Source organism: Pseudomonas sputi (assembly GCF_021603585.1).
Lineage (GTDB): Bacteria > Pseudomonadota > Gammaproteobacteria > Pseudomonadales > Pseudomonadaceae > Aquipseudomonas > Aquipseudomonas sputi.
This window is the reverse complement of sequence record NZ_BQHI01000021.1, coordinates 37,479-52,461: the sequence shown is the minus strand read 5'-3', so window position 1 is coordinate 52,461 and position 14,983 is coordinate 37,479. Positions and strand designations below refer to the sequence as shown.

General features: G+C 55.9%; 15 protein-coding genes. 10 read left to right on the top strand and 5 right to left on the bottom strand.

All coding sequences use genetic code 11. The features are described from left to right. Nucleotides 1-486 precede the first annotated feature (486 nt). Nucleotides 487-1,290: a hypothetical protein gene (locus tag L6D81_RS22650; RefSeq protein ID WP_236182018.1), complete on the bottom strand. Its 804-nt coding sequence runs from the start codon at nucleotides 1,288-1,290 to the stop codon at nucleotides 487-489. 328 nt (nucleotides 1,291-1,618) lie between these two features. Between L6D81_RS22650 and L6D81_RS22645 the strand changes: the two genes are divergently transcribed. Then, on the top strand, nucleotides 1,619-2,917 hold the full coding sequence (locus tag L6D81_RS22645; RefSeq protein ID WP_236182001.1) for an RES family NAD+ phosphorylase: 1,299 nt from the start codon (nucleotides 1,619-1,621) through the stop codon (nucleotides 2,915-2,917). A gap of 120 nt (nucleotides 2,918-3,037) precedes the next feature. Here L6D81_RS22645 and L6D81_RS22640 read toward each other — a convergent pair whose 3' ends face one another. Together L6D81_RS22640 and L6D81_RS22635 are read right to left on the bottom strand one after the other, a co-directional pair. Beyond that, complete coding sequence (locus tag L6D81_RS22640; protein ID WP_236182000.1) at nucleotides 3,038-3,220, bottom strand: phage virion morphogenesis protein; 183 nt, start codon at nucleotides 3,218-3,220, stop codon at nucleotides 3,038-3,040. A 493-nt stretch (nucleotides 3,221-3,713) separates the two neighbouring features. Continuing rightward, on the bottom strand, nucleotides 3,714-4,388 hold the full coding sequence (locus L6D81_RS22635; protein WP_236181999.1) for a hypothetical protein: 675 nt from the start codon (nucleotides 4,386-4,388) through the stop codon (nucleotides 3,714-3,716). A 293-nt stretch (nucleotides 4,389-4,681) separates the two neighbouring features. Between L6D81_RS22635 and L6D81_RS22630 the strand changes: the two genes are divergently transcribed. Beyond that, complete coding sequence (locus L6D81_RS22630) at nucleotides 4,682-5,698, top strand: hypothetical protein (RefSeq protein WP_236181998.1); 1,017 nt, start codon at nucleotides 4,682-4,684, stop codon at nucleotides 5,696-5,698. A gap of 129 nt (nucleotides 5,699-5,827) precedes the next feature. On the opposite strand, the gene L6D81_RS22625 is transcribed toward L6D81_RS22630, so the two are convergent. After that, a complete protein-coding gene (locus tag L6D81_RS22625) occupies nucleotides 5,828-6,508 on the bottom strand; it encodes an alpha/beta family hydrolase (RefSeq protein WP_236181997.1) in 681 nt (226 codons plus the stop codon). Between the two features lie 86 nt (nucleotides 6,509-6,594). Between L6D81_RS22625 and ccoN (L6D81_RS22620) the strand changes: the two genes are divergently transcribed. The 8 genes from ccoN (L6D81_RS22620) to ccoP (L6D81_RS22585) all read left to right on the top strand — a co-directional run bounded on the left by ccoN (L6D81_RS22620) (nucleotide 6,595) and on the right by ccoP (L6D81_RS22585) (nucleotide 13,495). Then, nucleotides 6,595-8,019 carry a cytochrome-c oxidase, cbb3-type subunit I gene (ccoN, locus tag L6D81_RS22620; protein ID WP_007969190.1) on the top strand — a complete coding sequence of 475 codons (1,425 nt, stop codon included), beginning with the start codon at nucleotides 6,595-6,597 and terminating at the stop codon, nucleotides 8,017-8,019. 10 nt (nucleotides 8,020-8,029) lie between these two features. Beyond that, a complete protein-coding gene (ccoO, locus tag L6D81_RS22615; RefSeq protein WP_039770055.1) occupies nucleotides 8,030-8,638 on the top strand; it encodes a cytochrome-c oxidase, cbb3-type subunit II in 609 nt (202 codons plus the stop codon). Between the two features lie 5 nt (nucleotides 8,639-8,643). Next, nucleotides 8,644-8,841 carry a cbb3-type cytochrome oxidase subunit 3 gene (locus L6D81_RS22610; protein WP_236182017.1) on the top strand — a complete coding sequence of 66 codons (198 nt, stop codon included), beginning with the start codon at nucleotides 8,644-8,646 and terminating at the stop codon, nucleotides 8,839-8,841. Next, on the top strand, nucleotides 8,838-9,791 hold the full coding sequence (ccoP, locus tag L6D81_RS22605; RefSeq protein ID WP_236181996.1) for a cytochrome-c oxidase, cbb3-type subunit III: 954 nt from the start codon (nucleotides 8,838-8,840) through the stop codon (nucleotides 9,789-9,791). The genes L6D81_RS22610 and ccoP (L6D81_RS22605) overlap by 4 nt, the downstream gene beginning before the upstream one ends. Nucleotides 9,792-10,273: 482 nt before the next feature. Beyond that, the gene (gene ccoN / locus L6D81_RS22600; RefSeq protein WP_007960352.1) at nucleotides 10,274-11,716 is read left to right on the top strand and encodes a cytochrome-c oxidase, cbb3-type subunit I; all 1,443 of its coding nucleotides are present in this window, start codon (nucleotides 10,274-10,276) and stop codon (nucleotides 11,714-11,716) included. After that, nucleotides 11,716-12,324 carry a cytochrome-c oxidase, cbb3-type subunit II gene (gene ccoO / locus L6D81_RS22595; protein ID WP_011333287.1) on the top strand — a complete coding sequence of 203 codons (609 nt, stop codon included), beginning with the start codon at nucleotides 11,716-11,718 and terminating at the stop codon, nucleotides 12,322-12,324. The genes ccoN (L6D81_RS22600) and ccoO (L6D81_RS22595) overlap by 1 nt, the downstream gene beginning before the upstream one ends. Nucleotides 12,325-12,329: 5 nt before the next feature. Further along, entirely contained in the window at nucleotides 12,330-12,515 is a 186-nt protein-coding gene (locus tag L6D81_RS22590; RefSeq protein WP_003175465.1) for a CcoQ/FixQ family Cbb3-type cytochrome c oxidase assembly chaperone, read from the top strand. After that, nucleotides 12,512-13,495, top strand: a complete 984-nt coding sequence (gene ccoP, locus L6D81_RS22585; RefSeq protein WP_236181995.1) for a cytochrome-c oxidase, cbb3-type subunit III — start codon at nucleotides 12,512-12,514, stop codon at nucleotides 13,493-13,495. Before L6D81_RS22590 ends, ccoP (L6D81_RS22585) begins: the two co-directional genes overlap by 4 nt. 84 nt (nucleotides 13,496-13,579) lie before the next feature. Here ccoP (L6D81_RS22585) and L6D81_RS22580 read toward each other — a convergent pair whose 3' ends face one another. Continuing rightward, nucleotides 13,580-14,584 (bottom strand): metallophosphoesterase family protein, encoded by a 1,005-nt coding sequence (locus tag L6D81_RS22580; RefSeq protein WP_236181994.1) that lies wholly within the window; start codon nucleotides 14,582-14,584, stop codon nucleotides 13,580-13,582. Nucleotides 14,585-14,983 lie beyond the last annotated feature (399 nt).

Sequence of the window (14,983 nt, the reverse complement as noted above, 5' to 3'; positions counted from 1 at the left end):
CTATCGCAGACTTCAAGGAGCCATCACCCACGCTACCAAACGATGGGTGGCGGCCATACGCGGGTTGGTAGACCGGCTGCAATAGGAACCCGGCGCTCACGAATGAGCCCCACGCATGACCACCATAAAACAGAGCCCCCAAAAGGGACGGCATACGGTGTTGCCATACAGCTATTACAGACGGGCTACCAAACCCGATCACTGTTTTTTCAGTGACAGGGAAACGATATAGCCCACCCCATAGCCGCGTAAGCCGGCGGATTCTGGCGTACGCGTAGGCAACGACGCAAGGTGTTGTAGCCCTTATGGCGTAACGGTTCGTGTACTTTAAACGCCGTCTCGGAATTACGTTTACGCACAGAAAACAGGCATACCGTTGGCGATGGCCCGGATGAATCCCGGAGCGAAGGAACCCCGACGTGCACAGCCGAAGCCAGTCGAAGGCCCAGGACTTTTAATCGGGTTTAAAGAGTGGCTTGAAAGGACTCAACGTTCATCTCTGAGAATTTCGGTCACCGTAAACGGGTCTAAAATCGGGCCAGAGCGTACCTGGTTCATTAAATTCCAATAGCAGGTTTTCGCGTACGGATGTGCAATCTCGTTGGGGTGTTGAAACTTATAGTAGGGCGAACCACCGGCTCCTGGGACATAGCTTCTGGAGTATTGCGGCTTCAAATAGTTTTGAATTCCCCATAGCACTCCATTTAAAAACTCTACGATTGTGCTTACTTCACGCGCACAAACATTGTCATGAAAGTTCTCAAACATCTCTTCTTGAACAAGCATTGCTTGGTAAAGCTCCGTGGTCTCCCCAGCCTTTTGCAGCAGCCCCTGCAGCTCCCGAGCCACTGATACTGAGCGCAGAGAATTGTGCTTTGAAAGATTCCCCACAATTTTCAGCAGTAAAAGTCTGGGAATATGAATTTCGACTTGGAGATTGATGGAAGGCAACCAATGGTCTACCGCAATCTCGGCATGAAGCCATTCCGTGAAGGCTGCAACGGAGTCTTTCAATCCGACGACAGAATCATTTTCAGAGAAGCTTGGAGCATTGCTGATGGCCCTTAGCGCTCCCAGATAAGGGATGGACGGAACAGGGGCGTCTTTATCGGTTGGCGATAAAAAGTCGACCAGTGCGATGAAGAAATACTGCTGATGCGTCATCGATTTGAATTGGACACTGTCACGGGTTCCCTCTCCGCCCAACGTAATCAGTTCGTAATTCACCATAGATCGGAGCAACTCATTTACGGCGGAAAGATAAACCACCTCTTGCTCAAGCTTATTCATCTGGGTCACTGCGATGGTTCCTTTGTGCGCGCCACACATCAGGAAAGGCTAATGAGCCTATAAAGCCTTTACAACAGCCTTCCATGCGTGGAAATGGTGAAGCGGAGTCGCAATGAAGGCTAGCGGCCTCAGAGGGATGCGTGCGTTTTTTTGGAGTTGATGCAGAGCCAGCTAAAGGATCGCTTACCCTGCTTCGGACTGGATGACGCCCACGGCATCAATCGGCAAGAACAGGCATGAAGTGAAAGTGCTTTGGTCCATCGCACTGCCAGTGCGATTATCCGGTAGCGCCTCTAGGCGATAAAGCTAAAGATATTTGGGGAAAGACATGGACGAGCTGCTAGAACCGATCTGCTTTGAGTGCGTGGGCGATAGTTTTTTACAACAGATGATTATCAACGCTGGCGAGAAAGGCGAATGCTTAACCTGCGGCAAGAATCAACTTTCCATCGAACTCGAGTCGCTAGCCAACGAAGTCGCCAAAATTCTTAGTAATACAGTCGAGATTGGGGACTACCACGATATCTGGGATATCGAAAACGACCGGATCAGCCACACCGAACAGAGTGGTGACCCACTTAACTATTTTGTCACGGAGATCCTGCGACTCGAGGATGAAGACGATCCACTAATCGATCTCGTGATGGACAAATTTGTGGGTCAATCACCAGGTGACGAAAGCTTTTTTGACCATGAAAACTACAGTCGTAAGACGATTGTCCCCTTTGAAACGGAACTCAACTGGATTCAGTTCCAAAGTGAGTTGATGCACAAAAGACGTTTCTTCAATGAGAAGGCGAAGAGATTTTTAGAGTGGTTGTTTGATGGCATCGATTCTTACCACGTGTGGGGATTCGGGCCAGGTGTCGTGCGCACTCTAACTCCAGATGAATGCGAACCGATCTACCGCGCTCGCGACTGTACGCCGCCTAAAGATGAAAGCCAGAAAATCATCGGAGATCCTGCAAATCAGCTCGCGGCGCCACCTAAGGAATTGGCACCGACTGGCCGTATGAGCCCAGCCGGGGTTCCAGTGTTTTACGGCGCTTTCGAGCGTGAGACATGTATTGCGGAGCTGCGGCCCCCGGTTGGTGGAAAAGTCATCAGTGGTGAGTTCAGGCTGACCAAGGACGCTCGCGTATTGGATTTCACTGCGTTGGAGGACGCTTACGATAGGACCGTCATTAGCTATTTCGATCCGGAATTCATTCGAAAGGTTGAACGGCGTCAGTTCCTCAAGGACTTCCACGGCGTCATTAGCCATCCCGTGGTACCGGACCAAGAACACGAATACCTCAAAACTCAAGTGATCGCCGAATACCTTGCTACTCAGCATTCGCCTAACTTTGACGGGGTGATTTTTGCGTCTGCTCAAGCAAAGCATGACAACGGACGCAACATAGTTCTTTTCTCGCACGTGATCTCTACTGAGCTATTACCACCTGTTCCTAATGAAAATGGGTGGACTTCTCTTTTCGGCGAGCCAGCAGAGCCAGGAATTCAGTACGTTCCTGAATCTCTGATCGTTCACAAGATCGAGACAGTAAAAGTCACTACGAAGAATACGAAGGTGATCGGTGGTGAACTCGAATGCGATATTGATGACTTTTACGAGCGCGGATATTGAGCATTCTGGCATCTGAACAATTTATAAACCGTCGCTTGGTTCAAGGCACCGCAGCTGCAACGATGCCATTGACCACCTGAGAGGATTACAGGCGAGCATTTTTTTACAGATGATGGATGCTTACTCCGCTTCAGGCTGGATGACTTCCTCGGTGTCCATCGGCAAGAACGGCCGGCTAGGGATTTCTCCCCACAGACGCGGAAACTCCGTTTTGTCCCCGCCGAAATGAGTAATCGCCGCATAAGGCTTCTTGCTGCTGACCAACGCAGAACTGTCGGTTGCGGCACCAATATCCCGGGCCATCTCACTAGCCGATGACAGCGTTTCGCACGCTTTTCTGGCGGGTTTGGTGTGGCTTTGAACATAGATAGAGCTCCAATTTGAAAAATAGGAGCCATCATCCTCGCTACCAAACGGCGGGTGGCGGCCATGCGCGGGTTGGTAGACCGGTCAAATCGGGAAACCCGGCGCTCACAGAGGAGCCCCACGCATGCCCACCATACAAAGCCATACCCAAAAAAGAGACGGCATCTAGGGTGTCGCTACAACGACAATTTGAGACGGGCTACCAAACCCCATCACTGTTTTTCAGTGACAGGGAAACGATATAGCCCGCCCTACAGCCGCGTAAGCCGGCGGATTCTGGCGTACGCGTAGGCAACGACGCAAGATGTTGTAGCCCTTATGGCGTAACGGTTCGTGTACTTTAAACACGCTCGCAAAGTTGCGCTTACATCCTCCTTAGCCAACAGCCAAAACCACCTTCACCAAACCGCATCATGCGATGGAAGTGCCTTCAGCTCGCCCGTTTATGTTGATTGATACCCGGCGTGAAAAGCTCATCGACTTCCTTCGTAATGCGCTGCACGATAGGTTCCAGCTCCTGCACAAGCGATCTGATTGAGTCAGCGGTATCGCCCATGCCTAGCTGGCCGGCCATGAATCCCCTGCCATAGTTAAAAACTTCATCGTGATCGTTATCCGAGAACTCTTCATCATTCTTGTGGGCATGCTCCGCATGGCTGAGCAAGCGTAATCGAGCATGTTGAAGGACTTGCTCGTAATCGCGATTGTTCATCTCGATCGCGGCGATCAACCCCTTTGCCCGCATATAAAAGTGGACGACATCCTTAGCCAGGTCTCGCGGCAGAAGATTGAGGGCAGGCGGCCCCGAGTCGTAGATAGGGAAAGGATTAGCGCCGATTGGCAAGATGTTCAAGAACGGCGAGCCCTCAGGTTGCCTCAACAACTCTTCGCCGCATTCTTCATGGAACAACTCCCACGAACCAGCAATCTCGGTGCGCAACAGCATTAACGTCGTGATCATCCTCTCCCAGTCCGCAGCTTCCTCCTTCTTCAAAGCCAATCCATGTGCTTTGGTCGCGCCTCTCAACGTAAACCACCCGCCAATACCTGCTCCTACAAGACCTGAAACCATACTGATGTAAGCATCAGCGCTCCCTAAACCCATATCTGTTTTGCTCCTGTATTTGTCTCAAGATGTCAATTTTAGAAGCTTGATCTCGGTGCATTGAGTGCTTGGCCTCACGCAGACTCGTGAATACAAAAATTGTGAGCCTTAAACGCTAAAATCCCGCCCCATCACATTCTTTAGAGTTGCAAACACCAATTTCTGACGATACCAACATCAAGATTCGCCGTGCCAAGCCGAAATAAATGGATTGAAACTCGCTTGAGCGACAACGAAACGATGAAAAATCAAGGCTCGGCAATCAAGAGTCTGGCCTACAAGGAGCGTTATCAATGCTAGATCTTATCTACATAGTCGAAGACCAGTTCGCGTCGATCAACTCAGAAAAAGATGACACTGATTACTCGCCAAATTTCACCCTCTCGGGTCAAAGCTCACCGCTATTATCTGCGAAACCCGCGTATACAGGAGCAGCTATAGCTGCGGCCACAACGGCGGCCTCGATGTTCATCCCCTTCCTACCACTCTCTCTGATAGTTGCCACAGCGGCTGCAGGTGTCGCCGGTACCGCAGGTATTAGTGCAGCGATCGCGGCTAAAGATCGCAATGCGGTATCCGAGGAACCAGTCGTTCCCGCTTTACCAGCCATAACAGAAGAAGCACGTCTGCTCGCGACCTACGTACAACATCATTCGTTGTCCCGCAGCCAAGCCAGAGAAGCAGGCTACCGCTTCCAGCCTGGGCACCCCGTCGTTGGCAAGGCCTACCGCAGACACCCATTGTCCGAACACTCAACTCCAGATCACGGAAACCTCTACATCCCAAGTGACAGCTACGATGCAATTCTCCTGGAGGAGCGCGAGTCAGAGTTGATCAAGTTGTTAGTCCATCTCGGCGCGACAAAAATCAGCATTACCAAAAAGGCTTCGGACAAATCCCGTAACGCCGTCACTGCAGAAGCATCGGTACAACTCGGCCCGATGGGTGGTGGTGACGTCAGCTACACGGGTAAAACTGAAAACGATATTGACACACTAGATACACGTGAATTCTTGCTATCCGGCAGGCCTTGGAATGCAGACAGCCAAGTCGATCGTGAGAAGTTTTTCTGGCTGTCATACGAACCATCCTGGAAAGCGGTCGTATTTGCTCGCGAAGTAGGTGGGTGCCTTACAGCATCGCTCGAAATCAAAGAAAGCACGTCATTCTCTTCAAGCAAGGACTTTGAACTGTCAGTCAAGGTAAAACTGATGGAAGCTGGTGCACAGGCGGGAATAGAAAACCTCGGAATTGAAGAAAAAACGTACTTCGTCAAGGCGGAATTCGCACCGGTGAACCATAGCGCTTGACCAAAAAGCCAAAAATTGTCCATCTCCATCAAACCTAAAGGATGTGCCCGTTCTTTGCCCGCCCTAGCCCTCTCCCCCAAGAGGACTAGGGGAAAAGGGAGCAGATCTCCATGCGGTTCAAAATCTCGATCAGTGCTTGAGAAACGCAGCCACTTTCTGCGCGGCGCTAGCCAAATGCTGCTCATGCGTAAACCCGGAAACCTTGAGCGGCTTCAAATCATGATCCCCGGAGGCCAACCAAAACACCTCAATACTCGGCGATAGATCGTAAGCCTCGACAGCGTCCCGATTGCCAAGCGCATCCCGCTCCCCCTGAACAATCAACGTCCGAGTCCGCAAAGAAGCCAAATGCTCAACCCGAGGCTTCTCCGGTTTCCCAACCGCATAAAACGGATAACCCAAGCAAACCAACGCATCAGCCCCCAACTCATCAGCCAGGAGACTGGCCATCCGCCCCCCCATCGACTTCCCGCCAACCGCCAAAACCCCAGCGACATGAAGTCGCACCAAGCCATAAACCTCACGCCAACATTCGAGCAACTTCGGCGCCGGATTCGGCGGACGTTTGCCGCCATCAACCCGCCGCTGCGCCATATAAGGAAACTCAAACCGCAACACGTTCACACCCAGCCCGGCAAGGCGCCCAGCCATATCCGTCATCCACTCACTGTCCATCGGCGCCCCCGCACCATGGGCGAGGATGAGAGTCGCCGAAGCCTCACCCACAGCGGCATCCCAAAGCCACCCGTGATCCCGCAGGCACTGCGCCCATTGATCCCCGTCAATACTGGCCTTGTGCTCTTTGTCCATGCTTGCCTCGCTTTTAGTCTGCCTATAACTCCAGGCGAAGGACGCGCTGTTGGCGCTCACTTCGGCTGAACCGTGGATGGGGAACCATGAACACTTCTATCAGTACCGCCTACAACTACAAGGTGGTCCGCCAATTCGCCATTATGACGGTGGTGTGGGGCATCGTCGGCATGGGGCTCGGGGTTTTTCTCGCGGCTCAATTGGTCTGGCCCGAACTCAACTTCAACCTGCCGTGGACCAGCTTCGGACGCCTGCGCCCGCTGCACACCAACGCGGTGATCTTCGCGTTCGGCGGCTGTGCCTTGTTCGCCAGTTCGTTCTACTCGGTGCAGCGCACCTGCCAGACGCAATTGTTTGCGCCGAAAATCGCCGCGTTCTGCTTCTGGGGCTGGCAGCTTGTGATTCTATTGGCGGCCATCAGCCTGCCGCTGGGTTACACCAGTTCCAAGGAATACGCCGAGCTGGAGTGGCCGATCGACATTCTGATCACCATCGTCTGGGTCGCCTATGCCATCGTGTTTTTCGGCACGATCATGCAGCGCAAGACCAAGCACATCTACGTCGGCAACTGGTTCTTCGGCGCGTTCATCATCACCGTGGCGATCCTGCACATCGTCAACAACCTTGAGTTGCCGGTGAGCTTCACCAAGTCCTACTCGGTGTACGCCGGTGCGACCGACGCGATGGTGCAATGGTGGTACGGCCACAACGCCGTAGGCTTTTTCCTCACCGCCGGTTTCCTCGGGATGATGTACTACTTCGTGCCGAAACAGGCCGAGCGTCCGGTGTATTCGTATCGCCTGTCGATCGTGCACTTCTGGGCGCTGATCACCCTGTACATCTGGGCCGGTCCCCACCACTTGCACTACACCGCGCTGCCAGACTGGGCGCAGTCGCTGGGCATGGTGATGTCGCTGATCCTGCTGGCGCCAAGCTGGGGTGGCATGATCAACGGCATGATGACCCTCTCGGGCGCCTGGCATAAATTGCGCAGCGACCCGATCCTGCGCTTCCTGGTGGTGTCGCTGGCGTTCTACGGCATGTCGACCTTCGAAGGTCCGATGATGGCGATCAAGACTGTCAACGCCCTCTCCCACTACACCGACTGGACCATCGGCCACGTACACGCCGGCGCGCTCGGCTGGGTGGCGATGATTTCCATCGGCGCGCTGTACCACATGATCCCGAAAGTCTTCGGCAAAGAGCAGATGCACAGCATCGGCCTGATCAACGCGCACTTCTGGCTCGCGACCATCGGCACTGTGCTCTACATCGCCTCGATGTGGGTCAACGGCATCGCCCAGGGCCTGATGTGGCGTGCGGTGAACGAGGACGGCACGCTGACCTACTCCTTCGTCGAAACGCTGGTGGCCAGCCACCCGGGCTTCGTCGTGCGGCTGATTGGCGGGGCGATCTTCCTCAGCGGCATGTTCCTGATGGCTTACAACACCTGGCGCACCGTGCGGGCCTCGCAGCCTGCTGACGTCGTTGCTGCCGCGCAGATGGCCTGAGGAGTCCGCCATGAAACACGAAACGATTGAAAAGAACGTCGGCCTGCTGATGCTGCTGATGGTGTTCGCCGTGAGCATCGGCGGCCTGACCCAGATCGTCCCGCTGTTCTTCCAGGACGTGACCAACAAACCGGTGGAAGGCATGAAGCCCTACACCGCGCTGCAACTGGAAGGCCGCGACATCTACATCCGCGAAGGCTGCGTCGGCTGCCACTCGCAGATGATCCGTCCGTTCCGCGCCGAAACCGAACGCTACGGGCACTACTCGGTGGCCGGCGAGAGCGTGTGGGATCACCCGTTCCTGTGGGGCTCGAAACGTACCGGTCCGGACCTGGCCCGGGTTGGCGCGCGTTACTCGGATGACTGGCACCGTGCGCACTTGTACAACCCGCGCAACGTTGTACCGGAATCGAAGATGCCGGCCTACCCATGGCTGGTCACCCAACCGGTCGACAGCAGCCACACCGAAACCAAGCTCAAGACCATGCGCACCCTCGGCGTGCCGTACACCGACGACGACATCAGCGGCGCGGTGGCCAGCCTCAAGGGCAAGACCGAAATGGACGCCCTCGTCTCCTACCTGCAAGTGCTTGGCACTGCAATCAAGAGCAAGAGGTGATCGAGATGGTCTTTGAAATGAGCGCGGGGCTGATTCGCGGCCTCGGCACGGTCGTGGTGTTCGTGGCCTTCGTCGGCCTGACCCTCTGGGTGTTCAACCGCAAGCGCACCCCGGAATTCGCCGAAGCGCGCCTGCTGCCGTTTGCCGACGAGCCGCAACCCGACATTACCCAAGCACCTGAAACAAGGAGTACCCGGCCATGACCACCTTCTGGAGTACGTGGATCTGCGTACTGACCATCGGCAGCCTGATCGGCCTGACCTGGCTGCTGATCGGCACCCGCCGGGGCGAGACCAAGGGCAGCGTCGACCAGACCATGGGCCACAGCTTCGACGGCATCGAGGAGTACGACAACCCGCTGCCGCAGTGGTGGTTCATGCTGTTCGCCGGCACGCTGGTGTTTTCCGTGGGTTATCTGATCCTTTACCCGGGCCTGGGTAACTGGAAAGGCATCCTGCCCGGCTACGAGGACGGCTGGACCGGCGTCCACGAATGGGAAAAGGAAATGAACAAGGCTGACGCGAAGTTCGGGCCGATCTTCGCCAAATTCGCCGCCATGCCGGTGGAAGAAGTGGCGAAGGATCCGCAGGCGCTGAAAATGGGTGGCCGTCTGTTCGCCTCCAACTGCTCGGTGTGCCACGGCTCGGACGCCAAGGGTGCATTCGGTTTCCCTAACCTCGCCGACAAGGACTGGCGTTGGGGCGGCAGCGCCGACACCATCAAGACCACCATCATGGGTGGCCGGATGGCGGCGATGCCGGCGTGGGGCGAAGCGCTGGGCGAGGCCGGAGTGAAAAACGTCGCGGCGTATGTGCGTCACGAGCTGGCCGGCCTGCCACTGGCGGCGGACAACAAGGCTGATCTGCAAGCCGGGCAGCAAGCGTTCAGCACCATGTGCGTGGCTTGTCACGGGGCAAACGGCCAAGGCACTGAAGCCATGGGCGCGCCGAACCTGACGCACCCGGCCGGTTTCATCTACGGCACCAGCCTGACCCAGCTCGAGCAGACCATTCGCCATGGTCGTCAGGGCCACATGCCCGCTCAGAACGAGCTGCTGGGCAACGATAAAGTGCAATTGCTGGCCGCCTACGTGTACAGCCTGAGCAACGGATTGAATACAGAAAAACTGATTACTGAGGACAATAAAAAGTAATCATTGCGTACAAGACTGCCGCACGTTTCCAGTGCGGCAGTTTCCAGCCCCTTTGCGACGCATTGTCGCACCCCTTCACCCCCCTCTCCTTTCGGTTACCCGGATTCGGGTCTACGCTTGCTCGATGCGGACTGGCCCGTGCCGGTTCCAGGTCGACCCCGAGCGAGGCGTTGAACGAATCGGCTGACTGACATGGCCGCAAAGGCCGGTAGATACCGGCTGTCGTGCCCATTACCGTCCGTCACCCGAACCGAGCGTTCGAACACACCCCGTTACATCCGACCGGGACCCCTCGCTTTTTTCGTCCGCTGCGACATTTTGCCCGAGGGCAATTTTGTCCTTACGCGGCGCATGGAAAGGCCGCAGAATCAGCGTTGGAAAGCATTGACCCAGGTCATGGCGCGTTGCATTGACCCCCTGCTTTCTACATACTTGCGGCCGATTTTAATCCTAATAAAACACCCAAACCGTGGAACCTTAGAATGAGCACAGCAATCAGTCCGACTGCTTATAACTATAAGGTAGTCCGCCAGTTCGCCATCATGACGGTGGTCTGGGGGATCCTTGGCATGGGGCTTGGTGTCTTCATCGCCTCGCAACTGGTCTGGCCGGAGTTGAATTTCGGTCTGCCGTGGACGAGTTTTGGACGCCTGCGCCCGTTGCACACAAACCTGGTGATTTTCGCCTTCGGTGGTTGTGCACTGTTTGCCACTTCCTACTATGTCGTGCAGCGAACCTGCCAGACGCGACTGATTTCCGACAGCCTCGCGGCCTTCACCTTCTGGGGATGGCAAGCGGTGATCGTCGGCGCGATCATTACCTTGCCGCTGGGTTACACCACCACCAAGGAATACGCGGAACTGGAATGGCCCCTCGCCATTCTGCTGGCCATTGTCTGGGTCACCTACGGTCTGGTGTTCTTCGGCACCATCACCAAGCGCAAGACCAAGCACATCTATGTCGGTAACTGGTTCTACGGTGCGTTCATCGTGGTGACCGCGATGCTGCACATCGTCAACCACATGTCGCTGCCGGTCAGCCTGTTCAAGTCCTACTCGGCCTACTCGGGCGCCACCGATGCGATGATCCAGTGGTGGTACGGCCACAACGCCGTGGGCTTCTTCCTGACCACCGGTTTCCTGGGGATGATGTACTACTTCGTGCCGAAACAGGCCGAACGTCCGATCTACTCCTATCGCCTGTCGATCGTGCACTTCTGGGCACTGATCACCCTGTACATCTGGGCCGGCCCGCACCACCTGCACTACACCGCCCTGCCGGACTGGGCACAATCGCTGGGCATGGCGATGTCGATCATCCTGCTGGCACCGAGCTGGGGCGGCATGATCAACGGCATGATGACCCTGTCGGGCGCCTGGCATAAGCTGCGGACCGACCCGATCCTGCGCTTCCTCGTGGTATCGCTGGCGTTCTACGGCATGTCGACCTTCGAAGGTCCGATGATGGCGATCAAGACCGTCAACTCGCTCTCGCACTACACCGACTGGACCATCGGCCACGTACACGCCGGCGCGCTCGGCTGGGTGGCGATGATCTCGATCGGCGCGATCTACCACATGATCCCGAAACTGTTCGGCCGTGCGCAGATGCACAGCACCGGCCTGATCAACGCGCACTTCTGGCTCGCGACCATCGGTACCGTGCTGTACATCGCTTCGATGTGGGTCAACGGCATCACTCAGGGCCTGATGTGGCGCGCAATCAACGATGACGGCACCCTCACCTACTCGTTCGTCGAAGCGCTGCAGGCCAGCCACCCTGGCTTCATCGTCCGCGCCCTGGGCGGTGCGTTCTTCGCCAGCGGCATGCTGCTGATGGCTTACAACGTATGGCGCACCGTGCGCGCCTCGAACCCGGCTGAAGCCGAAGCCGCCGCCAAGATCGCCGTAGTTGGAGCTCACTGATGAAGCATGAAGCTGTCGAGAAGAATATTGGCCTGCTGGCCTTCTTCATGGTCATCGCCGTCAGCGTCGGTGGCCTGACCCAAATCGTTCCGCTGTTCTTCCAGGATGTCACCAACAAGCCGGTCGAAGGCATGAAGCCGCGCACCGCCCTTGAACTGGAAGGCCGCGACGTTTACATCGCCAACGGCTGTGTCGGCTGCCACTCGCAGATGATCCGTCCGTTCCGTGCCGAAACCGAACGCTATGGCCACTACTCGGTCGCCGGTGAAAGCGTCTGGGACCACCCGTTCCTGTGGGGTTCCAAACGTACCGGTCCGGACCTGGCCCGCGTCGGCGGTCGTTACTCCGATGACTGGCAGCGTGCGCACTTGTACAACCCGCGCAACGTCGTCCCCGAGTCGAAAATGCCGGCCTACCCGTTCCTCGTAGAAAACAAGCTCGATGGCAAAGACACGGCCAAGAAAATGGAAGTGTTGCGCACGCTCGGCGTTCCTTACACCGACGAAGACATCGCCGGCGCAAGAGATGCCGTGAAGGGCAAAACCGAAATGGACGCGCTGGTGGCCTATCTGCAAGGCCTGGGCACCATCATCAAAAGCAAACGGTGATTCTGATGGATATCGGGATGATTCGAGGCCTGGGCACCGTTGTCGTGATGGTTGCCTTCATCGGCCTGGCGTTGTGGGTGTTCAGCCCCAAGCGCAAGTCGGAGTTTGAAGACGCGACCTTGCTGCCCTTCGCGGATGATCCCGAAGCCATCAAGCACGTCGAGCAAGCTTCTAGGAGTAACAAAGAATGACTACATTCTGGAGTCTGTACGTCACAGTCCTCAGTCTCGGTACGATCTTTTCCCTGACCTGGCTGTTGCTGTCGACCCGCAAGGGTCAGCGCAGCGAACAGACGGACGAGACAGTGGGCCACTCCTTCGACGGGATCGAGGAGTACGACAACCCGCTGCCGAAATGGTGGTTCATGCTGTTCGTGGGCACCATCGTCTTTGCGCTGGGTTATCTGGTGCTGTACCCGGGCCTGGGCAACTGGAAAGGTCTGCTGCCGGGCTACAACTACCTCGATAACGAGAAGCAGACGGCGTTCGCCAACGGCCAGACCGGCTGGACCGGCGTTCATGAGTGGGAAAAGGAAATGGCGCGTTCGGACGCCAAGTTCGGTCCGATCTTCGCCAAATTCGCCGCCATGCCGATCGAAGAGGTGGCCAAGGATCCACAAGCCCTGAAGATGGGGGGCCGTCTGTTCGCCTCCAACTGCTCGGTGTGCCACGGTTCCGACGCCAAGGGCGCCTATGGTTTCCCGAACCTGACCGACGCCGACTGGCGCTGGGGCGGCGAGCCGGAAACCATCAAGACCACCATCATGGGCGGTCGTCACGCGGTGATGCCGGCCTGGGCTGAAGTGATCGGTGAGCAAGGCGTGGCCGACGTGGCCGCGTTCGTGCTGACCAATCTGGATGGCCGCAAGCTGCCGGAAGGCACCAAGGCAGATCCGGCCAACGGCCAGAAACTGTTCGCCGCCAACTGCGTGGCGTGCCACGGTCCGGCGGGCAAAGGTACGCCAGCGATGGGCGCACCTGACCTGACCCACCCGGCCGCGTTCATCTACGGTTCGAGCTTCGCCCAACTGCAGCAGACCATCCGTTACGGCCGTCAGGGCCAGATGCCTGCCCAGGAACAACTGCAAGGCAACGACAAGGTTCACCTGCTGGCGGCTTATGTTTACAGCCTGTCCCACGGTGAAAAAACGCCGGAAGCCGAGGCACAGTAAGGCCCAAGCTTGAAGCAAAAAAGGCCCCGCCAATTCTCATTGGCGGGGCCTTTTTGTTTCAGCCCCTTGATCGACCGAAAATGTTTATGGGCGACTCGTCCAGATGGACTTCACCGGAACCGTGTCCACGAAATACGGCTTTTGCCAATCATTGTTCTCGATCAGATTGACGTGCAGTTGCTTGCGATCATCCGAGAGGCTGGCCGTCAGGTACGTCTGCTGAGACGTTGCGCCGCTGAGAAACATCGGCACCTTACCCATCCAGCGCTTGCCTCCCCCTCGCGTGTGGTAGTGACCTGCAAAGATGGCGGTGACCTCATACTTCTCGATCATGTCCAGAAAGCGCTGCTCCTGTTGCCAGCCCCCTTGCCAGCGATCCCACTTGTGCATGTTGATGATGATGGCGTAACCCGACGCCCGCGCGACCCTCAAATCCGTTTCAAGCCAGTCCAGGGCACTGGTGATGTTGAAGGTCGTCGGGTTCAACACATGAGAAATCTTTGTTGTGTAGGTGGGTTCATTGTTGAGCTGCACCAAATGCACGTCCCCTACATCTTTCGAGTACGCGAGACTGCCCGAATAAAGAATATCAAGAAAACCACCTGTCACCTTGAGGTCAAAGTTATCCACCTTGTTCAAATGATGCTCCTTGAATTCGACAATACTGCCGGCAGCACAACTATTAGTGAAACAGTCATCCACGTTATTCTCGTAATCATGATTACCCAGACCATACAGGTAGTCGCCCTTGAAGTATTTCTCCAGGGCCGATTTCATATACGAGCGCTGCCAACCGTGGCCGAACGCCGTAATGTCACCATTGATCATCAACGGGACTTTCGCCTGCCCCCCGTGGGCATTTCGAAACCCGGCGATACTGCCCAACTGGCTGTCCACCAGCCACTTGGCACGTTTTTCGAAATCCGTACCGTTCTCCGGCTCTCCGCTGTCACTCTTGTCAGTCCACGGATATTGCGTATCGGAGGCGAACACCAGATGCCGTGGAGCACTCTCGATGGCATGAGCCAAAGCAACAGAACAAATCAAACAGACGCCCAGCAGAAACTTTACAACTCCTTTAAAAGCCATAACATTGAAACTCCATTCAACTTAAATAAAACTGACGATTGAATATCGCCAGGCGCAAACATATTCGATCAAACGGAATCTTTCAAAGCAGACCAGAGCAGCAATTAAATGAACTTGTTTCAAACATGCAAACAACAGAAATCAATGTTTCTTGTTTCAACCAGTTTTCTCGAAGTCTGACGACGGGCAACCGGACAGCGAAGAGCTGGATTTCGGCCATGCGGATCATCCGACAGCGCAACGACGACGGATCGCCTAGACTCAATCATCGGCCGAGCAAAAAATGGCGATCTCCCACAAGTCAATTGATTCAAGTCACTACACCATCAATTGATTTTGCCCAACGCGACCAAAGGTCGCACCCGTTCGTCGGCATGACAGGCGTATCATTGGGCCACT